Origin of the sequence: Pseudomonas machongensis (assembly GCF_034961125.1) — a bacterium.
Taxonomy (GTDB): domain Bacteria; phylum Pseudomonadota; class Gammaproteobacteria; order Pseudomonadales; family Pseudomonadaceae; genus Aquipseudomonas; species Aquipseudomonas machongensis.
Genome location: NZ_JAYFUI010000124.1, coordinates 1 through 23,752 on the forward strand (window position 1 = coordinate 1; position 23,752 = coordinate 23,752).

A 23,752-nucleotide genomic window follows, 5' to 3' on the forward strand; every position below is an offset into this window, starting at 1 on the left:
CCCACAAAGGAAACCATCACCAAAATCTCCTAGACTCAACAGAGTGAGAGGACTTTGGCTTGGCCCACGCTTGTGATTCGAGATCAAGGCCGCATCCAACTGTTCGGGCTCTCGCCAAAGTGGAACGGTGAATGGCAGCTTGTGCTCCCACTCGTGCTCAAGGCACACGCGGCATTCAGCTTGCCATTCACCGCTCTCACTCCAGATTCTAATCCCCTATCAAGACACAAGCGGCGGTTCGCCGCTGCGACTTGCCCGCGAAGAACCCAGCGCAATCTTTCAGCCAAGCATCGCCCTCAACGCCCGGCAATCCGCCGCATGCCAGTCCGCCAGCTCCGGCCAGGGGTTATCGGGCAGGTTGACCAGCACCGTCCTGGCCCCCGCCGCCCGCCCGCAATCCAGGTCGAAGCGGTAGTCGCCCACCATCACCAGCTCGGACGGTGCCACACCCCAGGCCCGGGCGATCTGCAACAGGCCATCCGGGTCGGGCTTGGGCGCCGCCTCGTCGCGTCCCAGAATGTGCTCGACCGGGAAACAGTCCGCCAGGCCAATGGCCTCCAGCGTGACATGGGCCAGCTCCCGCGCGTTGCGCGTGAGGATCGCCAGTCGGCAGCCACGCGCCGACAGCTCGCGTACCAGCTCGACCGCGCCGGTCGCGGCCTTCGAGGCGATCGCCAGGTCGCGCTCGTGCTCCAGCAGCCAGGCGTGCTTGGCCGTGGCCTCTTCGTGGGGTAGCGCGGCAAGGTGGGTGAGGATGTCGTCCTCGGGCGGAATCTCCAGCGCCTCGCGGATCGCGGCAAAGTCGTGCACCGCCACGGTGAGGGTGCCGTCCATGTCGAACACCCAGTTGCGTACTTCGTGCAGGCTCATGCCCAGTCCTTGCGATGGCGGATCAGGCCTTCCTGGGTGGACGAGGCCACCAGTTGCCCGGCGCGGTTGAAGATGCTGCCGCGGGTGAAACCACGGGCGTTGCCGGCCCACGGGCTGTCGGTGGCGTACAGCAGCCAGTCGTCGGCACGCAGGTCACGGTGGAACCACAGCGCATGGTCGAGGCTGGCGATCTGCATATCCTTCTGCCACACCGATTTGCCGTGCGGCAGCAGCGAGGTGGTCAGCAGGCCGAAATCCGAGGCGTAGGCCAACAGGTACTTGTGCAGCGCCGGGATGTCCGGAAGGCTGCCGTCGGCGCGGAACCAGGCGTACTTCACCGGATCGCCCGGCTTGGGGTCGAACGGATCGCGCTCGGTCACCGGGCGGATCTCGATGGGTTTGGCGCACAGCACCTTGTCGCGGATTCGCTCGGGCAGCTTGTCGGCCATGGCGCGGGCCAGTTCGACTTCGCTGGGCAGGTTCTCGGGGCCGACTACATCGGGCATCTGCACCTGGTGTTCGAAACCGCCCTCGTCGTACTGGAACGACGCGCTGCAGGTGAAGATCGGGTTGCCCTTCTGGATCGCCGTGACCCGGCGTGTGCTGAAACTGCCGCCATCGCGTACCCGATCGACCGAATAGACGACCGGCATGCTGGCATCGCCAGGACGCAGGAAATAGCCGTGCAGGGAATGGACATGACGCGCGTCCTCGACCGTCTGGCTGGCCGCCGACAACGACTGGCCCAGCACCTGGCCGCCGTACAACTGACGAAAGCCCAGGTCCTGGCTACGACCACGGAACAGATTCTCTTCGATGGATTCGAGGCTCAACAGGTCGACCAGGTCGTCCAACACATGGCTCATTGGGGGGCTTCTCCTAACAGGTGTCACGGCAATTCGGGCATTGGCGCAAATCATACAGAATTTGTCATTGCCTCCGTGCATGGCGGCCCATTCAGGCATGCAGGGTTCGCTCCCAGCGCGGACGGTCGATGCGATACAGCACGTGCGGGCGCAGCGGGTGCCCCTCGGGCAGCCGAGGGTGTTCGAAGCTGCCTGCCTCGTCCTGAACCATACCGATCGCCTGCATCACCTTCTGCGAGGGTACGTTGTCCTGAGTGGTGAACGACACCACCTCATCCAGGCGCAACTGGGCGAATGCGCAGCGCAGGCAGGTCCAGGCCGCCTCGCTGGCAAAACCCTGGCCCCAGTGACGACGGGCCAGACGCCAACTGATCTCGACCGCCGGAGCGAAGGGGGCGTCGAAGTTGACGTTGAGCAATCCGGTCAGGCCAATGAAGGCACCACTGTCCATGCGCTCCAATGCCCAAAGACCGTAGCCGTATTCGTTGAAATGACCACGGATGCGTCCGATCAGCGCGGCGGCCTCCAGACGCGTCAATGGCGCAGGAAAATAGCGCATCACCTGCGGGTCGGCGCACATCTCGGCGAACGCCTGCAAATCGTCGTCATGCCATTGGCGCAACACCAGGCGGGCGCTTTCGAGCTTGAGGATCGGGGTCATCGGGGCGGGCTCCAGGTTTTCAGTCCTGCAGTCTACAGATTAGGCGCCGGGGGCGCTTTTCACCTGCACACCAGGCCCAATGCAATTTTCACAACGGCTTCACTCGGCGCAGACAGGCCGCTTCACAGAATGCCATCACCTGCCGCCGCCCTGCGCGCGGCCCTCTCTGCCGGAGCCCGAGCATGCTGTCGAGCGACATCCTGGAAAACCTGGCCATCCCCACCCGCCGCAAGCGACACCGACGTTCGCGCAAGGCTTGGGCCGCCGGCCTCGCCCTGGTGCTGGCCGCGGCCGGATTGATGCTGTGGTCGTCAACGAGGACGCACATCGTGAACCTTGGCAATGAACGACAATTGAACGCCAGCGGCCTGTTGCAGAAGTGGGCCGAAGGCAGCGTGATCGTGATGATTCGCCACGCCGAGCGCTGCGACAGCGCGCCCGGCCCTTGCCTGGACGACCCCACCGGAATCACCGTCTCCGGCAGCCAGGCGGCGCAGCGTGTCGGAGAAGGGTTGCAACGCCTTGGGCTGGACGGCGCCGACCTGCTCAGCAGCCCGAAGCTGCGCACCCGACAGACCGCGCACTTCATCGTCGGCGACACGGTGACCAGCGAGGACTGGCTCGAAGGCTGCGAAAGCGGCTTCGCAGGCCAGGCCATGGCGCACAAGCGTGCAGGGCATAATCTTGTGCTGGTGACCCACAACGGCTGCGTCGATCACTTCCAGCGCACGCTCAAGGTTGCCCCGGGCGAACGCGAAAGTGGCTACGCCAGCGCGCTGTTCGTGTCGGTCGATGGCAGCGGCAAGGCGCGCATCCTCGGGCGCATGAACGAGCCGGACTGGCGACGAGTGCTGGCGTCGGCACAACGCTGATGAGTGTTTGAGTTGCGTGGCATTCCGGCCCGCTGGCAAGATCAACGCTGCCTCCAGCCGCGATCCTGCCCATGCCCCTGCCGCTGATCTACCACGAAGACTACAGCCCCGAGTTCCCGCCGGAACACCGTTTCCCCATGGACAAGTTCCGCCTGCTGCACGATCACCTGATCGACAGCGGGCTGACCACCGACCAGGCCTTGCTGCGCCCCGAACTCTGCCCCAACGACATCCTTGCCCTGGCCCATGACCGCGCCTACATCGAGCGCTACATGAATGGCGAGCTCTCACGCGAAGACCAGCGCCGTCTGGGGCTGCCCTGGAGCGAGGCACTGGCACGGCGGACCGTGCGCGCCGTCGGCGGTTCGCTGCTGACCGCCGAGATGGCCCTGCGTCACGGTATCGCCTGTCACCTGGCCGGCGGCACCCACCACGCCCATTACGACCACCCGGCGGGGTTCTGCATCTTCAACGACCTGGCGGTAATCAGCCACTACCTGCTCGCAGCCGGACGCGTACACCGCGTGCTGATCTTCGATTGCGACGTGCACCAGGGCGACGGCACCGCACGCATCCTTCACGACACACCAGAGGCAATCACCGTGTCGTTGCACTGCGAGCAGAACTTCCCCGCACGCAAGGCCCAGAGCGATTGGGACATCCCTTTGCCGCGCGGCATGGACGACGCGGCGTACCTGAAGGTGGTAAACGATGCGCTGAACTACCTGCTGCCGCTCTACCAGCCCGACCTTGTGCTGTACGACGCCGGTGTCGACGTGCACAAGGACGACGCCCTGGGTTATCTGCAACTGACCGATGCGGGCGTCGCCGCCCGCGACGAAGCGGTACTGCGCCACTGCCTTGGCCGTGATATCCCGGTGGTCGGGGTGATCGGCGGCGGTTACAGCAAGGACCGGGAGGCGCTGGCTCGGCGTCACGGCATCCTTCATCACACCGCGGCGCGGGTGCTGGGTTACACACAATGACTGTGGAACCGCTTGTGGATAACCTGCGAGAAAGCCCCTGGAGCCCTTTAACTGCCTGACCTGCAAAGATTTGTTCATTTTTTGAACAGTATCTGCGCAGGCACCGCTGGGGTAGAATGCCGACTCTTTTCCACAGCCTGCCGCCACCATGACCGATTCCCACACCACCTCCCCTCCCCTCGTCGCCGTGATCGGCGGCGGCCCCGCCGGTCTGATGGCTGCCGAGGCCCTGGCTCAGGCCGGCGTGGCGGTCGAGGTGTTCGATGCGATGCCGTCGGTGGGGCGCAAGTTCCTGCTGGCGGGCGTCGGCGGCATGAACATCACCCACTCCGAACCCTACCCAGCCTTCATCGGTCGCTATGGCGAACGCCGCGAGACCATCGACGCGCTGCTGCGCGATTTCGATGCCGACGCCCTGCGCCAGTGGATCCACGGCCTGGGCATCGACACCTTCGTCGGCACCTCGGGGCGGGTCTTCCCCACCGACATGAAAGCGGCGCCGCTGCTGCGCGCCTGGCTCAAGCGCCTGCGCGATTCCGGCGTGGTTATCCACACCCGGCACCGCTGGCTTGGCTGGGACGCGGAAGGCGCACTGCGAATCGCTTATCCACAGGGCGAACGCCTGGTAAACGCCACTGCTGTGGTCCTGGCCCTGGGTGGCGGCAGCTGGGCGCGCCTGGGCTCGGACGGCAGCTGGGTGCCACTGCTGGCCGAGCGCGCTGTGGATATCTCGCCCTTGCGCCCGAGCAACTGTGGTTTCGAGGTCCAGGCCTGGAGCGACCTGCTCAAGGACAAGTTCGCCGGCGCGCCGCTGAAGAACATCGCCCTGAGCGTACCTGGCAGTGCCCCGCGCAAGGGCGAGTTCATCCTCACCGCCCAAGGCGTGGAAGGCAGCCTGGTGTACGCCTGGTCGGCGGCGGTCCGCGCCGGTATCGAGCGCAACGGACGCGCCACCTTGCTGCTTGACCTGCTGCCGGATCGCCCTGTGGATAAAATCGCTCAGGCCCTGGCCAAGCCCCGTGGCTCCCGCTCGATGGCCAAGCACCTGCATGGGCAGCTCGGCATCGACGGGGTGAAAGCCGCGCTGCTGCGCGAGCTGACCGACCAGGCCACCTTTGCCGACCCCGTGCGCCTGGCCCAGGCAATCAAGGCGCTGCCGATCGAACTGGTGCGCACGCGGCCGCTGGATGAGGCGATCAGCAGTGCCGGTGGCGTGCGTTTCGAGGCGATGGACGAGGGCTTGATGATCAAGCAACTACCCGGAGTATTCTGCGCCGGCGAGATGCTGGACTGGGAAGCACCGACCGGGGGCTACCTGCTGACGGCGTGCTTTGCCAGCGGGCTGCGGGCCGGACGGGCAGCGCTGGAATGGTTGTCCGAGCGTCAGCCCACCTCCTTGTAGGAGCGGGCTTGCCCGCGAAAGGAACACCGCGATGCATGGCACCGGCTACGCCGGTGATCGCGGGACAAGCCCGCTCCCACAGGGGATTGGGCTGGCCTTTAGATTTTGAATAAGACAGTTGCTCCCACCGGGCCGATTGCAGTCAATGGGCAAAGACCGAAGGTGCCCCTCATATCGCCGGGTGCACCTGGCGACCCAACCCGGTTCCGGTAGGCGGCGTCGTGCCGCGTCTACAAGGACCCCTCCACTAGGGTTTGCGCTTGCGTGGCCCGCTGTTGAAACTCGGCACCTTGCGCACCGGCTTGACCGTCGGTGCCGAATCTTCCGAGCTGTCCATCCACTTGCCGAGCCCGCGCTTGGCACTGTTCTCTTTGGGTTTCTTGGGCTTTTTCGGCTTTTTCAGCACCTGGCCGCTGGCATCGGTCATCGGCACCCGGTGATCGGGAATGAAGTCCGGCTCTTCATGACGCGGCAACGTCTGGCGGATCAGGACCTCGATCGCTGACAGCAGTTGCACCTCATCGGCACACACCAGCGAAATCGCCTCGCCCTTGTTACCCGCTCGCCCAGTACGACCGATACGGTGCACGTAATCCTCGGCAACGATCGGCAGGTCGAGGTTGACCACCAGCGGCAGGTCGTCGATATCGATGCCGCGAGCCGCGACGTCAGTCGCCACCAGCACCTGGATTTCACGCGCCTTGAAGGTATCCAGCGCCCGCTGACGGGTCGCCTGTGGACGATCGCCATGGATGCCATCGGCATTGACCCCCTCTGCCAGCAGCCGCTCGACCAGTTGATCGACGCCGTTGCGGGTCTTGGCGAACACCAGCACCTGCTTCCAGCGCTGCTTGCGCATCAGGTGGCAGAACAGGTCGGCCTTGCGCTTCTTGTCTACCGGCACCAGCCATTGCTTGACGGTGGTGGCGGCGGCGTTGCGCGGGCTGACTTCGATACTCAGCGGATCGTTCAGGGCCAGGCCGGCGAGCATGCGGATCTGGTCGGAGAACGTCGCCGAGAACAGCAAGGTCTGGCGCTTGCGTGGCAAGGCGGCGTACACGGCCTGCAGCTCTTCGGCAAAGCCCAGGTCGAGCATGCGGTCGGCTTCGTCGAGCACCAGGGTTTGCACCTGGCCGAACTTCACCGCGTTCTGGCGGAACAGATCGAGCAGGCGGCCCGGCGTGGCCACCAGCAGGTCGACGCCACGGCGCAGGCGCATCATCTGCGGATTGAGGCTGACGCCGCCGTACACCGCGTAGGTGCTCAACGGCAGGTGCTCGGCGTATTCACGGATATTGGCGTGCACCTGCTCGGCCAGCTCGCGGGTTGGCACCAGCACCAGCGCGCGGATCGAATTGCTGGCCACCTTCTCACCCTCGAGCGCCAGGCGTTGCAACACCGGCAAGGCGAAACCGGCGGTCTTGCCGGTACCGGTCTGGGCTGCGGCCATCAGGTCGCGCCCTGCCAGCACGGCGGGGATGGCCTGGGCCTGAATCGGGGTCGGGGTGGAATAGTCCCGCTGCTGCAAGGTGCGCAGCAGGGGTTCGATCAGGCCGAGTTTGGCGAAATTCATGGTGATACCGTCAGGGGGTTCAGCGAAGGCGGCAGTTTACCGCAAGCCCCCTGGAGTTGCGCTGGCTTTGACGCCCGCTGCCCCCCAACGGATGCATCTGCTCCTCAGGCCACCTGCCGTGGCGCGCGCCGCCACTGTGGCAACCCGATCAACACCACCGCTCCGACGATCACGCCCATCGCCAGGCATTCCTCGGCGCCGATCCGTTCACCAGCAAAGGCAATCCCGAGCAATACCGCCACCACCGGGTTGACGTACGCGTAGCTGGTCGCGGCCGCCGGCCGCACATGCTTGAGCAGGTACATGTACGAGCTGAAGGCCACGATCGAGCCGAAGAAGATCAGATAGGCCAGTGCCCCCCAACCCGCCGCCGTCGGCATCTGGGTCAGGCGTTCACCGCTCAGGGCGCTGCCGATCAACAACGCAGCACCGCCCACCAGCATCTCGGCAGCACTGGCCATGGCGCCCTGGGGCAAGGGCAGGTTCTTGCTCCACACCGAGCCGAACGCCCAGGCCGCCGCTGCGAACAGGATCAACGCTGCCCCCATGGGGCTGGCCTGCAGGTTCGAACCGAGGTTGAGCAAGCCGATACCGGCAAGCCCGAGGAAAATCCCCGCCCATTCCAGACGCGAATTGCGATGACCGAACAACAGCCCGAACAGCAACGTGAACAACGGCACCGTGGCCACCGCCAGCGCTGCAACGCCCGATGCCACGCCGGCATGCTCGGCCAGGGTCACGCCACCGTTGCCGCAACTGAGCAACAGAAACCCGATCGCCCCCGCCGCCCGCCATTGCGCCCAGGTGGGAGCCGGCACACCGCGCCAGCGCAGGAAGCCATACAACAGGCTGCCGGCAATGACAAAACGTACCCCAGCCATCAGCAACGGCGGCCAGGATTCGACACCGATGCGAATGGCCAGGTAGGTAGACCCCCAGACCAGGTAGAGGGCAATGAAGGCGCCGATCAGCAGCCAGGGGAAACGACGGGAGGCAGGCATGACAAAAGACTCGAAATCCGTTTACGGGTGACTTAGTTTAGGAAGGCGCTCCCGCAAACATAAGTTACAAAACACGTTTAATAGGCCCATACACTTTGCAATGAACGGTAATTCGCCTGTTTTCCCGTTGATTGCACATTCGCAACGAGAGACCCATGGACAAGTACGATCGCATGCTGCTCGCCGCCCTGCTCGAAGACGGTCGCGCCACCTATGCCCAGCTCGCCCGTCAGGTCAACCTGTCGGCGCCTGCGGTGGCCGAGCGAGTCGCCAAACTCGAGGCCAGCGGAGTGATCACCGGCTACGCCGCCAAGGTCGACCTGGAAAAGATCGGCCTGCCGATCCAGTGCATCATCGAACTGCGCCTGGCCAGCCATGGCAACCAGCAGGCCTATGACGCCCTGGCGCGCATCCCCCAGCTCACCGAATGCCACCGGGTCACGGGCGACCCGTGCGTGATCATGCAGGCGGCAGTGGGTTCGATGCATGAACTGGAGGCGCTGATCAACCAGGTGTCGCAACTGGGGTTCAGCAAGACGTCGATCATCCTGTCCAGCGCAGTGGAGCGCCGGGTGCCGCTGGATCACTTGCAGGGCAATGGCAGGAAGGGGTGAGTGCGCCCGTTCAGTGACGCAGCAGCAAATCACCCTCGATCGGTACATAGCGCGTGGCTGCGCGAATCAACGACAGCGCCGTGAGCCCTGGCGCGCCGTAGACCACCGTCTCGACGCCATGGCGCAGCATCACCCGCTCGAGCAACTGGTCGAAGTCGCCATCGCCGGAGGCCAGTACGACCTGATCGACCCGGCTGGCGGCCTCATACACGTCCAGGGTGATGCCCACATCCCAATCTCCCTTGGCCGAGCCGTCGCTGCGCTGGATGTAGGGTTTGAGGCGCACCTCGAAACCGAGGTTGCGCAGGATCTGCTGAAATTGCTGCTGCTTGCTGTCACCCCGGTCGATGGCATAGGCCACGGCCTCGACGATGGCGCCATCGCGGCTGACCTGGGACCAGAGGGCACTGTAATTGAAGTGACAACCATGGGCCTGGCGCACGGTGTAGTAGAGGTTCTGCACATCCGCGAACAGCGCGATCTTTTTCACCTGGTGGCCCCGGGATAAAGGCGAAAGGGGCGCAGTGCGCCCCCGGGAATCCCGCGATTATGCCAGACGCGTCAGACGAAGGTGTCGTCATCGTCCGAGAAGAAACCACCGCCGCCGCTGTCGTAGTCGCTGTCCACGAAGCCGCCCTGATCATTGCCCCAACCGTCGTTGTCGGCAACCTGGCGCTGGTTGTCCTGATCATTCCAGCCGCCATTGTCGCTCGCCGGCGCCGGCTCTTCACGGATCACCTCGACCACCTCGTTGGGTTGCGAGTTATGGCTGAACAAGCTGCTGATACCTTGCGCCAGCAGTACTCCGCCCGCCACGCCCGCTGCGGTCTGCATGGCACCCCCGAGGAAGCTGCTCGCACCACTGCGCGCCGGGGCCGCAGCGAAACCTTGCGGCTGCGCCTGGGGCTGTGGGGCATAGGCCTGGGGCGCAGGCTCGCGCCAACCACCAGAACCGGAGGCAGGGGGCGGCGCGACCGGACGCTGAGGCTCCGGGCTACGCGCGCTGCTGCCAAAGATGCTCGACAGGAAGCCACCACTGGCCTTTGGCGCCTCTTGCTGGGCCTGGGCGCGGGCTTGTCTGAGCTCGGCCTCGAGTTGCTTGTTCTGCTCGTCGAGCTTCTTGATCGCGGCCTCCTGGACCAAGATCGCCTGGGCCATGTAGTACGGCGCCGCCGGCTGCTGGCGCAGGTGCTCCTCGATCCGCGCCTGGGCCTGGGCATCGCGTGGCTGCTGCGGATCCTCGGCCTGCTTGATGCGGCCGAACAGACCGTCGATCAGGGTTTGCTCTTCAGTGTTCATGGGCTACCTCTTGGGCCATGCGGAACATCGGACAAGGTCAAAGATGGGGGGTGCCAGGGCAGGATTCAATTACAGGGCCGATGAAACTTTTTTCAGCATCGCCCGCTCCTGGGCTAAAGTGACGCACTGCTTTTTCCTGCGATATAGACCGATGAACCCGCTGACGATCCTGCGCGACTCCCTCTACTTCTTCCGCCGCCACTTCACCAGCATCCTGCAGTTGTGCCTGCCGCTGGTGGTGCTGGAAGCCCTGTTCAGCCAATTGCTGTACCGCCAGTTGGGTGACGACGCCTCGCCGGCCTACGGCATGCTTGTCAGCCTGCTGTTCTACCCGCTGTACAGCGCCGCGCTGATCCTCTACCTGGATACCCGCAGCAACGGCCAGCAGATCAGCAAGCGCAACCTGTTCGCTCGCGCCGTGCAGTTGTGGCCGGCGCTGGCCCTGCTGATCCTGATCAGCTCGCTGCTGATCATGGCGGGCCTGGCGCTGTTCATCTTCCCGGGCGTATGGATCATGATCAAGCTGGTGTTCGCCGAGTACCTGCTGGTCCTGCGCGGCCTTCCCGTCATGCAGTCGATGCGCGAGAGCGCACGCATGACCACCGGGCACTTCATGCGCATCCTGATCTGCGTGCTGTCGGTGCTCGCGCCACTATGGCTGCTCGATGGCCTGCTGCTGATGGCCCTCCCAGAGCCGCAGCCAGGCGCGCAACTGGCGCTGGACAGCCTGAGCGGCTTCCTGCAGCTGTTCAGCAGCGTGGTGCTGTACCGCTTGTTCATGCTGCTGGAGAGCGAAGCCGGCGCCTCAGCGGGAAACTGAAAGCGGCACGGGATGGGCAACGCTCTGGAAAGCGTTCGCGGTGCCCTGCCCGCCGTATTGCATCGACACTCCTGAATGACTCCCCACAGTCTCGGGCCACCCTCAGGAGATACATGCAATGGGTATGACAACAGACTCCGCAACTGAGCTACAGCGTGACTTCAAAGCCAGGATCTACTGGATGAAGGGGGACGTGCTCGTCCCGATCAGGCGGAGCAAAACGACGGATAAATTCACCTGGGGAGTAGTCCCGGAGGACGACTGGCTGCAGGCGGGAGGTGACCGACGCTCTCTGATTCTGGACTTCGAGCTTCATTCCAAGACCAAAGACCGCCTGCACTACATGATCAGCAGGTCGCGCGGATTGATCAGGCTTGGGCGAAGCGTCAACGGCTATCTCGGGCTCTATCAGGTCAGCGAGGTGACCGACTACTGGAAACTCGAACCGTTGCGGCACGCGCCCAATGGCTGGGTCTGCCGTTTGCGTGATCACGAAGGGCATGGCGTGAAGACCTGGCAGGACGCCCCCCATTTCGATAATTTCACCTACCACTTCCTGAACACCTACGAAGGAGACGACGCCGAGTTCCTCGTGGTTCCCACAACCTGAACCCCAGCGCTCACAGCAACCCGAGGTTCAGTGCCTTGAGCGTTGCGGCGGCGCGGGTACTGCAGCCGTGATACGTGGAGTCATACCTCAGCGACTCCACTGATCACCGTACCACGGCACGATTGCCCTGATGCTTATCCGACAGGCGTCACGAAAAACTCACTCACCCCTTCAGCGAACGTGTTCAGGTGCTCGACGTATCCGCCCGCAGCACCGATGTATCGCCCCGCCGACTCAGGGTACTCGCCGACGGTGACCCTGTTACCATCGTGGTCACGCAGGAAGCAACGCAGCCGCTTCCCATCCCACTCCAGCGGTTGCACCTTCCAGGGGTTCTTGGCATCGGCGCTGACGTACATCCCCAGGTAACCGTTGTCACTGCGTGCGATCTTCTTCGCGCTTCGGTCCGAGGTGCCCCAGATGTGGTAGTAAATCCGGTTGGGCTCCTGTTTGTGAAACTTGAACTTGAAGATCCTGCGGGCATCATCGACTACAGCCCCGCGATTTCCCAGCACCAGCCAATCCCACAGCGTGGAATCGCTCTGGTTGGCATAGTCGTCCCGCTGACTCAGCACGACAGGGTAGGTGACGCCGTTTTGGATCACATCCAGGGTACAGTTCACGAGTGTCAGATTGCTGAACGACATTAGGTCGTCGTTGGTCACTTTTTCGATATTTTTCACCGGGTTTCTCCCAAGCATGAATGACAGATGGCTGAAGTCTTCAGCGCTGTCACTTTCTTGATAAACCGGTCGCGCCCATAAGGCTGTAAGGCTTCCAGCAGACACGTTTTGCCTTGCGTCAGATCAAGCCAAGCGTCAGGGCTTTCAAGGTGGCTGCAGCGCGCGTGGTGCATTCGAGCTTGCGGAAGGTACTCTCGACATGGGTGCGCACAGTACTGGGACTGATGCCCAGCAACCGCGCGACCTCCTTGTTGCTGTGACCCAGGCTGATCTGGCGCAGCACCTCGCTTTCGCGTTCACTCAACAGGCCACCGCCCCCCTTGGCTGCCGGCAGCTTGCGTTCCCCGCGCGCGGCGGCGAACACGGCTTCACAACACTGCAGGTCGAAGCGCCCCTGTTGCGCCTCCTGCCTGAGCAACTGCTCGGCCTCCTGCTGGCCAAGCGCCGCTCGCCATGGACGCTCGGCCCGCAGCGCCTGCCAGGCGAGCGCCACGGCCAGCAAGCGCTGCTCCGGCGCGAGGGCATCACCCTCCACGCCACGAAAATAACCACTGCCATCGAGACGCTCGTAGGCGTGTGCGGCAAGCCTGCCCGCACGCTGCAATGTCGGTACTTGCGCGCAAGCGCGCTGAGTCCAGTAGGGCACCAGGCGAATCTGCTCGCGGTCGCCCTCAAGCAATGCACCCGGCAGGTTCCATACCCGGTTCGGCACCGCGGCGCGGCCGATGCCATGCACCAGCGCCGCCTGTCTTAGCACGCCCTGCAGCGCCTCCGGCATGCCCATCAGCCCGGCGGCGTCATGCACCAGCGCAGCCACACCACGCGAATAGCCCGCAAGCCAGGTCAACTTGAGGTCGATGACATCGGCAACCAGGGTCAAAGGCACATCGGAGCAAGCTGTATTCGAGGCCGTCGCTTGTTCAGCCTCCTGCAAGTCATGCAACCAGTCAGCCGCCTGACACTGCAGCTCCCTCACCAGGCTGCGCGGGTAGCGCTGATCGGCCTGCCCATCGATCCAGGCCAGCGCAGCCTCAAGACCCCGCGCTCGCGAAAGGATCTCCAGGTCACCTGCCAGCACCACCTGATACACCACCTCAGGCACCTGTGGATGACGCAGGCCGGATGGGCGACCACTACCGTCGAAATGCTCGAACACGTGCCGCAGCCCCTGCTCCACTGGCGCGCCCAGTCCAAGAGCAACTGCAACCTCGCCAGCCACCTCGCAGTGCACGCGCGCCAGCGGCCCGGTCTGCAGCATCGCCCGCTGCCCGGCGGCGTCGAGGGTCTGCGCGAGCATGGCTTGACGGCCACCCACGTCGTCCCCGAGCAGGCGGGTGAAATCTTCGGCATTGGCAGTGCACCCCGACCAGCGCAACAGTGCGACATCAGCGGCCACCTGCAGGTGGTCGCCCTCGCCCATACAGGCGTGCGCGAGCCTGCGCGCCAGCTGCGCCGTGCGGCGCGACTGATCGATAGGCTGGCCCATGCTCAGGTCACCCACCATCGACAAGGCGAGGATGGCGTCTTCCAGGGGGATGTAGTCGGCAACAGGCATGAGCGGTCCACAGTTCAGTGAGTTGGAGGCTCGGTCATTCGACCGATACCCGTACAGGCAGATCCTACCGAGAATACAGCCATCACTCACAGGAGACCGCGCCATGTTCCGATTCAAAACGCTTGCCACCGCAATAGCAATGACTGCCTCGATCTTCACCCTCGGCAGCAGCTTCGCCGACACCGCCAAGCCTTCGGTGGTCATCGTCCACGGTGCCTTCGCCGACGGCTCGGACTGGGCCAAGGTCGTGCCGCTGCTGCAGGCCCAGGGCATCAAGGTCACGGTGGTGCAGAACCCGCTGACCTCACTGGCCGAGGACGTCGCCGCGACCCGGCGCGTGCTGAACAACCAGCAAGGGGACGTGGTCCTGGTCGGCCACTCCTGGGGCGGCACGGTGATCAGCCAGGCAGGTACCGACGCCCACGTCCGCGGGCTGGTCTATGTGGCGGCATTCGCACCCGATGCCGGCCAGGCCAGCAAGGACCTGGGTCAGGGCTACCCGACCCCACCCGGCATCAGCCAGATCGCGGCCGACAGCAACGGCTACCTGTACCTGACGCCTCAAGGCATGGCCACCGATTTCGCCCAGGACCTGCCCAAGGCCCAGACTGACATCATGACTGCCACCCAAGGCCCGATCCGCGCCTCGGCCTTCGAGGATCGCACCAGCGCTGCTGCCTGGAGCAGCAAACCGTCTTGGTACGTGGTTGCAGGTCAGGACCGCATGATCGACCCAGGCCTGCAACGCGCCTTCGCCAAGAAGCTGGGCGCGCAGACCACCGAGCTGGGCACCAGCCACGTACCCCAGCAATCGCAGCCTGCAGAGGTGGCAAAGGTGATCATCAAGGCCGTCGACAAGGTCGCCAGCACCCGCTGAACGATGGGCGGGCCGGACACCTCGGCCCGCCGTCGGTGACACCCACTGGGCTGGAGCCGTGCAAGGTCGGGAAAGCCTTCGCTCTCCCGCCCTTGGCTCCAGCTATCCAGACTGATGCCCGCAACGAATCTGACTCGAACGCGCCATGACCCGACCACGCGCAGGCTGGCGCCATCTTATTGCGGAGCACGTCAATGACAGACACCCCCGAAACCTCCAACTGGGCCCTGAACGCACAGGTATTTCTCGGCAGGATTCATGCGATTGACCCTTCCGGGCGCCGTAGAGCCCTCTATCCCAGCCTGTTTACCGACGCCGAGGGAGCAAACATCGGCGGACAAAGCGATTGGCTGGTTGCGGGGAACGAGCAGCCCGCCTGCGTAATGCGTTTCCTGCTTCATTCCACAACGCCCAACCGCCTGAACTTCATGATCATGGGCAACGCCGAGCATCAGGACAAGAAGCTCGGCGTCAGCCGCAATGGCTACCTGGGGTTCTACCGCTATGCCTCGGTCGTGGACTATTTCAAGCTTGAGCCCCTGCAGTGGGGCCAGGACAGTCTGTTGTGCCGCTGGCGAGATCATCTTGGCCATCAGGTCAAAGCCCGCAGCGAAGCCCCGGAAGCTTCGGCGCGGTTCAGTTACATGAATGTCCAGATGGGCAATCCCCTGACCTTCCTGATTGAACGCGTCGCGCAGTGATACCTGCGGCGTCGAACTGCTGGCCAGCGTGGGATGAGCTTTTATCTGCGCGGCTTGGTCCGCGCCGTGGCTTCGGCCACCAGCGGATCGTCCGGCCAGTAATATCCAATATCAACTGACCGCTCTGAGGATTGACACACTCCAACCCGAGGAAAATCAGGGCCTAGCTACAGCTAAGCGTGACAATGGTTGACTGTCAATTCTCGCACCATTGATTGACTGAAATCACCATTGCCAGCCATCACCATTGACACCCCGAAATTCAATCTCCCCTCCTGCTCCCGGCAGAACATTGACACCTTTCCTTATGCGCATGGAAAGCCAATAAAGCCAGCGAGGGTTTTCAGAGCACCTCCGCACCCATGAGTTTTTCACTCGCCACCGGCTCTGAGGCCGCGAACAGATCGCCCGTGATCTCCCCTCGATGGCTCAGGGCGAGCAGCAGCACTTCCGCTTTACTGTATAGAGAGCGATCAAGGTAAACATGCTCCACGCCTTCCAGCTTGGTTTTGTCGCGAAGATCGACAACACCCCCGTATGCCATGGCGCGAACAATCACAAGTGGATTGGCAGCACCACACCGAAGGCAACGAATAGACCGCCGCAGAAACCGTTGAAGCGTTAGCTCACACCAGCGAACCATGGCCGCACACTTTGCGCCGCGCTTGCTACCAGGAACTCAACGATGAACTCAACTACCGCAGAAATCAGAGCGATCACAGCCGTCTGCACATACACATTATTATTTGTTGCATTCAAGAATGGTGGGATGAAGGCTGCATGGAGCATCAGTGCTTTGGGATTTGAGATCGCCGATATCATGTCCTGGCGGAAAAGCACCCAGTTGCTAGTGACCCGTAAACCTGACTGGGTGCGCTGACAGTCGACACTCGTTAGCGTGCGGCCCATTTGGCCTTAGGCTTCTGACGCTCCCTAACACTATATGAAGCACTGACGGGTGTTGGTAAGATGACCAGGCAGCTCCAGAAATTAACCCCACCTTTAGTCGCTCGAATTGGATCGAGATTGACAAGTTGGACGGATCCCCACCAAAATCCTATCGTTGACTGGCCATGCAACTTATAAAACTGTTTAAAACAGCATCTCCCGAAGCAAATCTGCTAGCAATTGGCTCCACTCTTACATTACTTATCAAAATCCTAGTAATGAATCGCTTTCCGGCTCTGTTCAACGGTGCGTATGAGCTTGGGCTGATTGCCGAGGCTATATTGGCGTCAATAATAGCCAGCTACCTATTCTACATTGTGGTGGTTCATATTAAAGAGCAATCTGATCGAGCCATACTTCAACCCTACGTGGAAAAGCACGCAGCTCGCATAATCAAAGAATGCGCAAGTCAAGTTGGCGCCATAGCAAAAGCATCAGGAGTATCACTATCACTCGGAACCATGGAAAATTCCGACCTAACTGCTGCACTATCCAAGATCTCTCCTTACTCCAACGCCCCGCTATTGATCGCACTTCCAGATCGATACGCAAATTGGCTTCAATACTTCAACAACTACAGAGAAAGGTCAGCTACAAGTATTAGAAAGCTACTAGACCAATTGCCTTTCCTAGACGCGAGAATGGTAAGCTTGATCACATTAATTGATGACTGCACTTTTTTTTCAATGCTTCCGGCCATGCTGAACCATAGAATAAACAATACAGACCTCAGCGTTCTAGCAGGGTCATTTGAAGAGTACAGCAAGCATTGCCGCGACCTCAACGCACACTTGATGAAGCTGGGATACGCGTCAGCATTGTAGATCGACTTCTGAAGTTTCCATGCCCAATCGACTATCGGCACATACCTTCTTCGCCATGGGAGGCATCTCGGCAGTCTTGCCAGGATCCCATCGGCGAGGTCATTGGCATGCCGGGCGCACAACGTGACAACACCTGGTACAGGCACGCGACCTGGAACGAGGGCCCCGACTCGCACCTGGGCAATTTTCAGTATATTCACGACATCTGCGGGTAGCGTGTCGGTCGACAGGTGCTCGACGGTCGGCCTGGCGGGAGGGCTCGCACCATCCCACAGATCTACAATCGTTTCCAACAGCTTTTCGGGGCCGAAATACGCCAAGGCGATTTCCCACAGACAGCCTTCCTGGGACAACTTCAGGCGGGCCCTAGTCATTGCAGAGGTTCCAACAGATGAGGCTCTTTCTCGATTGTGAGTTCACTCAGCTCACCGCGCAGGCAAAGCTGATCTCCCTGGCGTTAGTCGCCGAGGATGGCCGGGAATTCTACGTGGAAGTGATCGACGCGTGGCGAGAAGAAGGCTGCAGTGATTTCGTGAAGGAGATCGTACTGCCGCAACTCTGGGGAGGTGAGTACGCCATGCCGATCCTCGAGGCAAGGTCGGCGCTCCTCCGGTTCTTGGCTACCTACGACGAAGAGCTCGAGATTGCCACTAACGCACCTGCCTACGACTGGGAGCTGTTCTGCGAGCTCGCCTATGACGATGGGAAATGGCCCCAGAACGTCAGGAATTTCCCCACCGATGCCACGACCCTGACCGCGACGAGTGATGGGGAAGAACTGCCTCATCACGCCCTGCTGGACGCCAGGATCATCGCAAGCATGTTCACCGCTAGAGCGTAACCATCTCACGCTCGATGGATTGCCTGAGGTGCTCAGGCATGTTGTTACGGACGTGGAAGTCGACCGGTACGCCCACCAAAGCCTGAAGCTCGTCTTCGAGCTCGGCGATGTCGAACAAGGATATCTTGCCGGCCATTGCTGGAGGAATGGTGGCGAGCAGATCGAGATCACTCCCTTCGTGATCATCGCCTCGAGCGGCAGAGCCGAAGAGCTTGGGCTGAACGAAGCCGTAGACCTCGATTAGGCACCGGATGTCCCCTTCCTTGCCTCGTATCGCATCATTGGGCCTCATCCCTTTCTCCTTGAATCACGGCCTTGCTGGTTTAGTAAACACCTTGGCAGGCGCTCGCCGATGGCCCCGGCGAATTAGCATTTTGGTGCCCGCCTTTCCGGAGCTCAAGAGGCTCGTTAGACTCGACCTAACGCCTTCGGCGACCACTTTTTGATCAGGGATGACAACACCATGCCTTCTATGCGGCCCTCACAGTACGCCATGCAGCAGCGCACCGACGGCGGCCCATTTCTGCGGTTTGACAATGGCGAAGCTAAAGGGCTGAGCAAGGAAGAGCTCGAAGCAATCGAGTCGGGCATACGCAGCAACGTTGCAGTGGCTCAGAATTCGGAGGGGCCTATCGCAGTCCGACCTTCAGAAACAGGCTGATCAGGCTCACATCAGCCGCCTGGAGGCGTCCACGACCTCGGCCAGCGTCGACCTCACCTCCGACCTGGCAGATGCGCTGGGCGTCACGCCGCTGTCGTTCTTCACGCTGCTCGCTGCTGCGAATGAAGGCAAAACGCCGCGCACCGCCTTGATTGAGACCCTTGCCGAGTTGCAGATCCAGGGCCTTCTGGATGAGAGGCTGCCCGCCGAACCGCAGAAGCTCCCTCCCCCACGCCAGGCAGCTGCGGCTGAGAAACTCAGGGCGATACGAGAGTTGAAGGAAGCCGGCCTAAGTCAGGCCGAGGTCTGCAAGAAACTGGGGTTGCCGAGTAGCACGGTTGGGCGCATGTGGCATGCTATGGACAACCAATAGGCGGTACTGCTCAGCGAACCCTTCCAGTGCGCAGACAGACGCCCAACCTCAGGGCTGCTCAGTTTTAGTCAGGGAAAATGCATGAATAAGGCGTTGAAGGATCTGGCACTCGCCAGCGAACAGCTGCGCATCGAACGAGCACGCGTTTGGGACGGCCTGAAGGCTTTCGAGAAAATCCTCATCGAGCAGGCCGGTGAGCTTGGCTTCGCCGCCCAAAGTGACATGATCATCCTGGAAGAACTCCTTGATCAGGAAGATGAGCAAGTAGGGCACATCGAGGGAACGCTGTTCTTCAACGGCAAGCGTCTAGTTTTATATTCACAGACTTTTCCTGAAGATTACAACAATCCAGAGCCTGTAAAGCATTTCCTCAAAGACATCTCTACACGTTGGCTCAAGCGTATCAGTACCCCGGAAACCCTCCACTCTATCGCGGCCAATCTGGCAAGTTCCGTACTCAATGACCTAGAGGATACGAAGAGAGTTGCAGAAGGACTTTCAAGATATCTTAGCGAACAGAAAGCCAGAACTGACGAAGACATTCAGTCCGAGCTGACTGATGACCTCGTGTTATTGGATCTATGGACGCAGTGCCATAACACTGTCAAAACAAAGCCAGAAAACTCAATTGGACATGGTGCCGTACTGCTCGAGTCAACATTCAAAAGGTGCCTTACAAAACTTGGGCACACGGGACACGAAGACTTTTCGATGGCCGATTCAATAGGCGTTTTGAATAAAATATTTTATGAGAAAGACCTCATAAAATCTTATTCAGGACAATTACTCGCAGGCGCCGTCAAAATGTGCAGTTCTATCGGCACCACACGAAACAAGGTTGCGAGTGTTCACGGGAAAGTCGAAGGCTACGTGGCGCCCTCCGAGGATCTGGCCCAACTCATGAGTCACCTGAGCGGCGCCGTCTCCGTCTTCGTGCGCAAACAGGTGGAGCTCGCTTTGGAGGCAGAGGAAAGTACAACAGGCGTGCCTGACCTGGCCGACCCCGACTGAGCTGCCGGTCATGGCTTGCGGACGAAGTGCTTCAGCCGCTCCCGCGACTCGATGACCTGCTCGCGAATTTCCTCAGGATCGATGGCCATGCCACCCTCCGGCGTAACCCTGAGTGTCTTGAGGCTGTTCACCGCTTCGATGAATTCACGCTCACGTTGCTTTTCCCACTCAGGACGGCGGTCGGGGAACAGCCAAGCGGCAAGGCGGTCGATGATCATGTACTGCTCCGGTGATGCAGGTGGTCGCGAAGATGCGCCGCTAGCCTACCACCCGAACGCTCTAAGCCAGAATCGACCTGGCACCATGGCGCTGCCGGTCGGGACGTGCTCAGGAAGAGGCGAGCGCACTCCACAACGGGGAGCGTCATAGGCTAAAATGTTGCGTTTGTGCCCGCCTGGAGCTCTGAGTGCTCAGAGATAAAGAAATCCGAACCGCTTTAGTTGACCACTTAATGAAGCGGTCGCCTAAACCTGCTCGCGTGCTCGAAGAGCTCACCATCGATAATGGCAACGCCATTGCCGACGTAGTTGCCTGCTACCGAGAGATGCATTGCTACGAAATCAAAGGCGAAACAGATAACGTTCGAAGGATTCTGTCGCAGTCGGAGTTCTACTCCAGATCATTCCCGAAACTGACCTTGGTGACCACCGAGAACCATGTGCGCTGGGCAATGGAAAAGATCCCTGCCTATTGGGGAATCATGCTCGCCACACCTGGTAAAGATCGGACAATGTTGCGTTACGTCCGCAAGGCCGGCACCAATCCAATGTTCTCCAAGAAAGATGCCCTTCTCATGCTCTGGAAAGCAGAGTTGACGGCCATTGCGACCGCACATCCTGAAGTGATCTTCAAAAAATCTTTCAACCGTGACGATATTGCTGAGCAAATCAGTTATCAGTTGAGCCGTGACGACGCCCTGGCAGGAATCCAAGGCGCCCTCATCGAAAGGCGCTCAAATGTTGTTAACCACGAAAGTGATGTGAGCGGCGGTTGAGCTTTTAATCCAAGTTCCTGGGTGACCTGTCTTTTTCGATCTTACCGGAGCCTTGTAGCTCCGGTCATGAATATACTGCTCGCCAAATGAATAGTGCGGCGTACTTAGTCTAAAAAATGGCTCATCCACAAGCACATCAGAAATATCGAAATACTGTGTAAACTTGTGCGTTTTGAACCGTCGCCCACGCGCAATGAAGAAGCTATCGCCATAGGTGTAGAAAACCTTCGGCGCCGCTCGACTGCTAATATATTCGGGCTCCATCTCGAAGTCCGAATACTCCGGGCTGACCACCCCATAGTCTCCAAACAATACATCCTTGAAGGCAGGGGTTGCGTTCAGAGCACGCCACAGCCTGTACTCCTCCCGAGGGATATGGACTTTGGAGTTTGTCGCGACTAGCCCTGCGATAGATGCAGGCACTACTGACCCCGAGACAACCACCTTGGCACCTGGGAAGTCACCCTGGAAGCTGGCTACGAACCTTTCCACTTTCTTCTTGGAATCGGCTGGGTCTTCGATGATACGCAGGTCGATCAGAAGGATGACATTGTCAGGTTTGGCGACCGCCAAGTCCGCCCAAAGCGCCTGAAGATTGCTCTTCGTGAGGTTGTAGCTTTCGATGTCGATCATCTGGAGGCGAATGCCGACATCAGTGCCAGGCCGCGACTTCACGAAATCAAGCGCCGCAACGTTATGATCCGGGTGCCGATCAAAGGCCAGAACGGGCATAACTCGATAATTCGACAGCATTGTCAGCACAGCCCGGTACTGCGGGACACCACCCAGATCAACACTGTCATCGACGTCGAAATTGTCGACGAAAAATTTGTAATCTATGTCCTTCCCACGAGCATTGCCTAGTTCTTTATCTGCAATCCTCAAGCGGTCAATGACCTCAGCTTCATCCATCACTTTCTGCGTTCGGGGAATGTCGTACATCGGAGCGATTTGATCGCGAATGCCTCCGTCCAACACCCCTACGCTTTGGATCTCATTCTGCTTAAGCTTCAGAAAAGGAACATATTTAATCATTGGCAAACCCGAAAGCGCTTTTAACGTCCATAGAGTGATGCAATTCAGGGTAAAGCTTGTAGTTCTTGGCTTGGTGACGAATCATCCCCGCCATGATGGACGGATGCACTTCAGCCTTAGCGCAAATATCCAAAAGTTGTTTCTTGTTGGCCCTGACATTCCAAGCCGTCCGCCAGTATTGCCGAGAGACCAGGCTATCTTTGGCAATGATGTTCGCCTCGACTTCGCGATCAGAGTCGTTGTCTTCCTCAAGGTCATCCAGGATCGGATTATCGAGATAGTCGTAATGCATGTGGATATGGGCAAGCTCATGCATAAGCGTGAACCAGAAGTTATCGTAGCGGTTGTATCGAAGCGCTATGCCAACAACGGGCGTACCCTGCGACAACTTGAAGGTGCACCCATCCATTTTCATCGACTTGAAGCCCGGCTCCACCACCAGAAGCACGCCATAGGACTCAGCCAGAACATCCACCAGGGTGGTGATGTTTTCAGGCTTGAGGCTCAGGAGCGCGATCTGCCGGAGGTGTTGAGCGCTCAGCCCCTGGAAATCAGGCATCCTCCGGGTCAGCACGGCGAACTTGGACTTCTCGTTGATCAGGGACAACCAGGCCTGAATCTTGGTCTCTTCCGCCGAGTCATTCTTGCGATAGAGCACGGCCTTGTTGTTGGTCGCGTTGAGGGCGAGCCGAATGATGAAGTCGTCATACGCCTCACCAGGCCGCGCATGCGCCTTGGCATCTGCCGGCTTCAGCGCTTTCTTCAAGCTGGACAGCGCCGCCGTAAACTCAACCGCAGCATCCCGCGAGGACGGATAAACCTCGAAGTCGCCTGGAAGCCCTTCGGGAGAGTCAGACATGCTGAGCCTCCCCTGCCAGCTTCCCAGCTATGTCAGGAGGCGCTTCGAAGTAGCGCAGGTTCTCTTTGTCGGCATCAGCGTCGTACTCAATCATGCCGAGGTAGCGGTAGTACCCCTCCGCAGTCGGCAGCGAGTGCAAGCAGAACCCTGGACGGTAGCCCAGCTGGTTGATGGCGAAGTGGGAGGCATGAGCGATCAGGATTCGGCTTACATTGCCGAACTGCTTCACGTAGTTCGGTCGATCTCGGTTCCAGTAGGCGGACGCGACGTAGTCGATGTAGAAAATGCGCTCCCCATCCAGGCGGCTTTCCTTGGGATGGTAGATGACGCAGGTCGCCTGGATCCGACCCTGGGCACTCAGGAAGAACCAGTGGTAGTCATCGCTACGGAAGGCGAACGCCTTATCGAGCCAGCTCCAATGGAAATCGGTCAGGCCATACGCCGGCAATTGATCGAAAAGCACGTTGGGGTCGTCAGCGGCTGCAGGGACATCCGCCATCAGTTGCCTCAGGATCTGGCGCTTCTCGGCGTCCCACTGCTCGTTCAGCTGGAACACGTACATGGGTGCCAGACCCTGGTGGATCTGGTACGGCACGTCCTGCCCCGTGTGACGGCACTTCAGCGTTGGCTCACTCATCAACGCGCCCATCGCTCAAGGCGCAGCACTCGGCTCGTCCGAATGTCATGTGGAAATCCCTCTCCGTACTGATGGCTAGATGATGCCACCAATGGCCGTTGCCCTCAACGTTCGTCTTATGGCGCCAAAATCCCATTGGCAACCATTCTAGACGTCCAGTCAGTCTCCCAAACCATGGC

Annotated in this window: 29 protein-coding genes; 14 read left to right on the plus strand and 15 right to left on the minus strand. The window is 60.7% G+C overall.

The window, feature by feature from the left end; translation table 11 throughout:
- Nucleotides 1–279: 279 nt before the first annotated feature.
- The 3 genes from VA602_RS13025 to VA602_RS13035 all read right to left on the minus strand — a co-directional run bounded on the left by VA602_RS13025 (nt 280) and on the right by VA602_RS13035 (nt 2,397).
- Nucleotides 280–870, minus strand: coding sequence for an HAD family hydrolase (locus VA602_RS13025; protein ID WP_063542656.1), 591 nt, complete (start codon nt 868–870; stop codon nt 280–282).
- Complete coding sequence (tesB, locus tag VA602_RS13030) at nt 867–1,736, minus strand: acyl-CoA thioesterase II (protein ID WP_063542654.1); 870 nt, start codon at nt 1,734–1,736, stop codon at nt 867–869. The genes VA602_RS13025 and tesB overlap by 4 nt, the downstream gene beginning before the upstream one ends.
- Before the next feature lie 91 nt (nt 1,737–1,827).
- Complete coding sequence (locus VA602_RS13035) at nt 1,828–2,397, minus strand: GNAT family N-acetyltransferase (protein ID WP_054892852.1); 570 nt, start codon at nt 2,395–2,397, stop codon at nt 1,828–1,830.
- 182 nt (nt 2,398–2,579) lie between these two features.
- Between VA602_RS13035 and pmrG the strand changes: the two genes are divergently transcribed.
- The 3 genes from pmrG (at nt 2,580) to VA602_RS13050 (ending at nt 5,657) form a co-directional block, all read left to right on the plus strand.
- Nucleotides 2,580–3,269 (plus strand): lipopolysaccharide core heptose(II)-phosphate phosphatase PmrG, encoded by a 690-nt coding sequence (gene pmrG / locus VA602_RS13040; protein ID WP_125930842.1) that lies wholly within the window; start codon nt 2,580–2,582, stop codon nt 3,267–3,269.
- Nucleotides 3,270–3,340: 71 nt separating this feature from the next.
- Nucleotides 3,341–4,255: a histone deacetylase family protein gene (locus VA602_RS13045; protein ID WP_054892850.1), complete on the plus strand. Its 915-nt coding sequence runs from the start codon at nt 3,341–3,343 to the stop codon at nt 4,253–4,255.
- Between the two features lie 148 nt (nt 4,256–4,403).
- Nucleotides 4,404–5,657 carry a TIGR03862 family flavoprotein gene (locus VA602_RS13050; RefSeq protein ID WP_323453396.1) on the plus strand — a complete coding sequence of 418 codons (1,254 nt, stop codon included), beginning with the start codon at nt 4,404–4,406 and terminating at the stop codon, nt 5,655–5,657.
- 247 nt (nt 5,658–5,904) lie between these two features.
- On the opposite strand, the gene VA602_RS13055 is transcribed toward VA602_RS13050, so the two are convergent.
- Both VA602_RS13055 and yedA read right to left on the minus strand, forming a co-directional pair.
- The gene (locus VA602_RS13055; protein ID WP_125930844.1) at nt 5,905–7,230 is read right to left on the minus strand and encodes a DEAD/DEAH box helicase; all 1,326 of its coding nucleotides are present in this window, start codon (nt 7,228–7,230) and stop codon (nt 5,905–5,907) included.
- Nucleotides 7,231–7,334: 104 nt separating this feature from the next.
- Entirely contained in the window at nt 7,335–8,231 is an 897-nt protein-coding gene (gene yedA, locus VA602_RS13060) for a drug/metabolite exporter YedA (RefSeq protein ID WP_054892847.1), read from the minus strand.
- A 155-nt stretch (nt 8,232–8,386) separates the two neighbouring features.
- On the opposite strand from yedA, the gene VA602_RS13065 reads away from it, so the two are divergent.
- A complete protein-coding gene (locus tag VA602_RS13065) occupies nt 8,387–8,845 on the plus strand; it encodes an Lrp/AsnC family transcriptional regulator (RefSeq protein ID WP_054892846.1) in 459 nt (152 codons plus the stop codon).
- A gap of 10 nt (nt 8,846–8,855) precedes the next feature.
- Here VA602_RS13065 and VA602_RS13070 read toward each other — a convergent pair whose 3' ends face one another.
- Nucleotides 8,856–9,335, minus strand: coding sequence for a LabA-like NYN domain-containing protein (locus VA602_RS13070; RefSeq protein ID WP_054892845.1), 480 nt, complete (start codon nt 9,333–9,335; stop codon nt 8,856–8,858).
- Nucleotides 9,336–9,406: 71 nt separating this feature from the next.
- A complete protein-coding gene (locus tag VA602_RS13075; RefSeq protein ID WP_054892844.1) occupies nt 9,407–10,144 on the minus strand; it encodes a DUF2076 domain-containing protein in 738 nt (245 codons plus the stop codon).
- A 151-nt stretch (nt 10,145–10,295) separates the two neighbouring features.
- Between VA602_RS13075 and VA602_RS13080 the strand changes: the two genes are divergently transcribed.
- On the plus strand, nt 10,296–10,964 hold the full coding sequence (locus tag VA602_RS13080; protein ID WP_323453397.1) for a YciC family protein: 669 nt from the start codon (nt 10,296–10,298) through the stop codon (nt 10,962–10,964).
- Nucleotides 10,965–11,082: 118 nt separating this feature from the next.
- A complete protein-coding gene (locus tag VA602_RS13085) occupies nt 11,083–11,574 on the plus strand; it encodes a hypothetical protein (protein ID WP_323453398.1) in 492 nt (163 codons plus the stop codon).
- A 134-nt stretch (nt 11,575–11,708) separates the two neighbouring features.
- Here VA602_RS13085 and VA602_RS13090 read toward each other — a convergent pair whose 3' ends face one another.
- Both VA602_RS13090 and VA602_RS13095 read right to left on the minus strand, forming a co-directional pair.
- A complete protein-coding gene (locus VA602_RS13090) occupies nt 11,709–12,257 on the minus strand; it encodes a hypothetical protein (RefSeq protein ID WP_323453399.1) in 549 nt (182 codons plus the stop codon).
- Between the two features lie 118 nt (nt 12,258–12,375).
- Nucleotides 12,376–13,812 (minus strand): HD domain-containing phosphohydrolase, encoded by a 1,437-nt coding sequence (locus tag VA602_RS13095; protein WP_323453400.1) that lies wholly within the window; start codon nt 13,810–13,812, stop codon nt 12,376–12,378.
- Between the two features lie 103 nt (nt 13,813–13,915).
- On the opposite strand from VA602_RS13095, the gene VA602_RS13100 reads away from it, so the two are divergent.
- A complete protein-coding gene (locus tag VA602_RS13100) occupies nt 13,916–14,689 on the plus strand; it encodes an alpha/beta fold hydrolase (protein WP_125930847.1) in 774 nt (257 codons plus the stop codon).
- Nucleotides 14,690–14,883: 194 nt separating this feature from the next.
- Nucleotides 14,884–15,390 carry a hypothetical protein gene (locus tag VA602_RS13105; RefSeq protein WP_323453401.1) on the plus strand — a complete coding sequence of 169 codons (507 nt, stop codon included), beginning with the start codon at nt 14,884–14,886 and terminating at the stop codon, nt 15,388–15,390.
- A gap of 343 nt (nt 15,391–15,733) precedes the next feature.
- Here VA602_RS13105 and VA602_RS13110 read toward each other — a convergent pair whose 3' ends face one another.
- The gene (locus tag VA602_RS13110; protein ID WP_323453420.1) at nt 15,734–16,033 is read right to left on the minus strand and encodes a hypothetical protein; all 300 of its coding nucleotides are present in this window, start codon (nt 16,031–16,033) and stop codon (nt 15,734–15,736) included.
- Nucleotides 16,034–16,075: 42 nt separating this feature from the next.
- On the opposite strand from VA602_RS13110, the gene VA602_RS26775 reads away from it, so the two are divergent.
- The 3 genes from VA602_RS26775 (at nt 16,076) to VA602_RS13125 (ending at nt 18,003) form a co-directional block, all read left to right on the plus strand.
- Nucleotides 16,076–16,270 (plus strand): hypothetical protein, encoded by a 195-nt coding sequence (locus VA602_RS26775; protein ID WP_407682507.1) that lies wholly within the window; start codon nt 16,076–16,078, stop codon nt 16,268–16,270.
- 193 nt (nt 16,271–16,463) lie between these two features.
- The gene (locus VA602_RS13120; protein ID WP_323453402.1) at nt 16,464–17,162 is read left to right on the plus strand and encodes a hypothetical protein; all 699 of its coding nucleotides are present in this window, start codon (nt 16,464–16,466) and stop codon (nt 17,160–17,162) included.
- Nucleotides 17,163–17,553: 391 nt separating this feature from the next.
- Nucleotides 17,554–18,003 carry a 3'-5' exonuclease family protein gene (locus VA602_RS13125; RefSeq protein WP_323453403.1) on the plus strand — a complete coding sequence of 150 codons (450 nt, stop codon included), beginning with the start codon at nt 17,554–17,556 and terminating at the stop codon, nt 18,001–18,003.
- On the opposite strand, the gene VA602_RS13130 is transcribed toward VA602_RS13125, so the two are convergent.
- Entirely contained in the window at nt 17,993–18,295 is a 303-nt protein-coding gene (locus VA602_RS13130; protein ID WP_323453404.1) for a nucleotidyltransferase family protein, read from the minus strand. The genes VA602_RS13125 and VA602_RS13130 overlap by 11 nt on opposite strands.
- Before the next feature lie 310 nt (nt 18,296–18,605).
- Here VA602_RS13130 and VA602_RS13135 point away from each other — a divergent pair, with 310 nt between their 5' ends.
- Together VA602_RS13135 and VA602_RS13140 are read left to right on the plus strand one after the other, a co-directional pair.
- On the plus strand, nt 18,606–19,037 hold the full coding sequence (locus VA602_RS13135; RefSeq protein WP_323453405.1) for a helix-turn-helix transcriptional regulator: 432 nt from the start codon (nt 18,606–18,608) through the stop codon (nt 19,035–19,037).
- An 81-nt stretch (nt 19,038–19,118) separates the two neighbouring features.
- Nucleotides 19,119–20,048 carry a hypothetical protein gene (locus VA602_RS13140; protein WP_323453406.1) on the plus strand — a complete coding sequence of 310 codons (930 nt, stop codon included), beginning with the start codon at nt 19,119–19,121 and terminating at the stop codon, nt 20,046–20,048.
- Between the two features lie 8 nt (nt 20,049–20,056).
- Here VA602_RS13140 and VA602_RS13145 read toward each other — a convergent pair whose 3' ends face one another.
- Complete coding sequence (locus VA602_RS13145; RefSeq protein ID WP_323453407.1) at nt 20,057–20,266, minus strand: hypothetical protein; 210 nt, start codon at nt 20,264–20,266, stop codon at nt 20,057–20,059.
- Between the two features lie 188 nt (nt 20,267–20,454).
- Here VA602_RS13145 and VA602_RS13150 point away from each other — a divergent pair, with 188 nt between their 5' ends.
- Nucleotides 20,455–21,042, plus strand: a complete 588-nt coding sequence (locus tag VA602_RS13150; protein ID WP_071534663.1) for a sce7726 family protein — start codon at nt 20,455–20,457, stop codon at nt 21,040–21,042.
- Here VA602_RS13150 and VA602_RS13155 read toward each other — a convergent pair.
- From VA602_RS13155 to VA602_RS13165, 3 genes are read right to left on the minus strand one after another with little or no spacing between them, the layout of a single operon-like run.
- Nucleotides 21,001–22,077 carry a beta family protein gene (locus VA602_RS13155; protein ID WP_323453408.1) on the minus strand — a complete coding sequence of 359 codons (1,077 nt, stop codon included), beginning with the start codon at nt 22,075–22,077 and terminating at the stop codon, nt 21,001–21,003. The two genes, VA602_RS13150 and VA602_RS13155, sit on opposite strands and share 42 nt — an antisense overlap.
- The gene (locus tag VA602_RS13160) at nt 22,070–22,936 is read right to left on the minus strand and encodes an ImmA/IrrE family metallo-endopeptidase (RefSeq protein ID WP_323453409.1); all 867 of its coding nucleotides are present in this window, start codon (nt 22,934–22,936) and stop codon (nt 22,070–22,072) included. Before VA602_RS13160 ends, VA602_RS13155 begins: the two co-directional genes overlap by 8 nt.
- Complete coding sequence (locus tag VA602_RS13165; protein ID WP_323453410.1) at nt 22,929–23,573, minus strand: hypothetical protein; 645 nt, start codon at nt 23,571–23,573, stop codon at nt 22,929–22,931. Before VA602_RS13165 ends, VA602_RS13160 begins: the two co-directional genes overlap by 8 nt.
- Between the last annotated feature and the right edge of the window lie 179 nt (nt 23,574–23,752).

Bases quoted from the DNA above. Each gene is read 5' to 3' on its own strand.
- VA602_RS13160 (WP_323453409.1), bottom strand. From the start codon at position 22,936: ATGTCTGACTCTCCCGAAGGGCTTCCAGGCGACTTCGAGGTTTATCCG.
- VA602_RS13050 (WP_323453396.1), top strand. From the start codon at position 4,404: ATGACCGATTCCCACACCACCTCCCCTCCCCTCGTCGCCGTGATCGGC.
- VA602_RS13100 (WP_125930847.1), top strand. From the start codon at position 13,916: ATGTTCCGATTCAAAACGCTTGCCACCGCAATAGCAATGACTGCCTCG.
- VA602_RS13155 (WP_323453408.1), bottom strand. From the start codon at position 22,077: ATGATTAAATATGTTCCTTTTCTGAAGCTTAAGCAGAATGAGATCCAA.
- pmrG (WP_125930842.1), top strand. From the start codon at position 2,580: ATGCTGTCGAGCGACATCCTGGAAAACCTGGCCATCCCCACCCGCCGC.
- VA602_RS13105 (WP_323453401.1), top strand. From the start codon at position 14,884: ATGACAGACACCCCCGAAACCTCCAACTGGGCCCTGAACGCACAGGTA.
- VA602_RS13140 (WP_323453406.1), top strand. From the start codon at position 19,119: ATGAATAAGGCGTTGAAGGATCTGGCACTCGCCAGCGAACAGCTGCGC.
- yedA (WP_054892847.1), bottom strand. From the start codon at position 8,231: ATGCCTGCCTCCCGTCGTTTCCCCTGGCTGCTGATCGGCGCCTTCATT.
- VA602_RS13080 (WP_323453397.1), top strand. From the start codon at position 10,296: ATGAACCCGCTGACGATCCTGCGCGACTCCCTCTACTTCTTCCGCCGC.
- VA602_RS26775 (WP_407682507.1), top strand. From the start codon at position 16,076: ATGAACTCAACTACCGCAGAAATCAGAGCGATCACAGCCGTCTGCACA.
- VA602_RS13165 (WP_323453410.1), bottom strand. From the start codon at position 23,573: ATGAGTGAGCCAACGCTGAAGTGCCGTCACACGGGGCAGGACGTGCCG.
- VA602_RS13045 (WP_054892850.1), top strand. From the start codon at position 3,341: ATGCCCCTGCCGCTGATCTACCACGAAGACTACAGCCCCGAGTTCCCG.
- VA602_RS13075 (WP_054892844.1), bottom strand. From the start codon at position 10,144: ATGAACACTGAAGAGCAAACCCTGATCGACGGTCTGTTCGGCCGCATC.
- VA602_RS13055 (WP_125930844.1), bottom strand. From the start codon at position 7,230: ATGAATTTCGCCAAACTCGGCCTGATCGAACCCCTGCTGCGCACCTTG.
- VA602_RS13125 (WP_323453403.1), top strand. From the start codon at position 17,554: ATGAGGCTCTTTCTCGATTGTGAGTTCACTCAGCTCACCGCGCAGGCA.
- VA602_RS13035 (WP_054892852.1), bottom strand. From the start codon at position 2,397: ATGACCCCGATCCTCAAGCTCGAAAGCGCCCGCCTGGTGTTGCGCCAA.
- VA602_RS13095 (WP_323453400.1), bottom strand. From the start codon at position 13,812: ATGCCTGTTGCCGACTACATCCCCCTGGAAGACGCCATCCTCGCCTTG.
- tesB (WP_063542654.1), bottom strand. From the start codon at position 1,736: ATGAGCCATGTGTTGGACGACCTGGTCGACCTGTTGAGCCTCGAATCC.
- VA602_RS13145 (WP_323453407.1), bottom strand. From the start codon at position 20,266: ATGATCATCGACCGCCTTGCCGCTTGGCTGTTCCCCGACCGCCGTCCT.
- VA602_RS13065 (WP_054892846.1), top strand. From the start codon at position 8,387: ATGGACAAGTACGATCGCATGCTGCTCGCCGCCCTGCTCGAAGACGGT.
- VA602_RS13120 (WP_323453402.1), top strand. From the start codon at position 16,464: ATGCAACTTATAAAACTGTTTAAAACAGCATCTCCCGAAGCAAATCTG.
- VA602_RS13085 (WP_323453398.1), top strand. From the start codon at position 11,083: ATGGGTATGACAACAGACTCCGCAACTGAGCTACAGCGTGACTTCAAA.
- VA602_RS13130 (WP_323453404.1), bottom strand. From the start codon at position 18,295: ATGAGGCCCAATGATGCGATACGAGGCAAGGAAGGGGACATCCGGTGC.
- VA602_RS13025 (WP_063542656.1), bottom strand. From the start codon at position 870: ATGAGCCTGCACGAAGTACGCAACTGGGTGTTCGACATGGACGGCACC.
- VA602_RS13110 (WP_323453420.1), bottom strand. From the start codon at position 16,033: ATGGTTCGCTGGTGTGAGCTAACGCTTCAACGGTTTCTGCGGCGGTCT.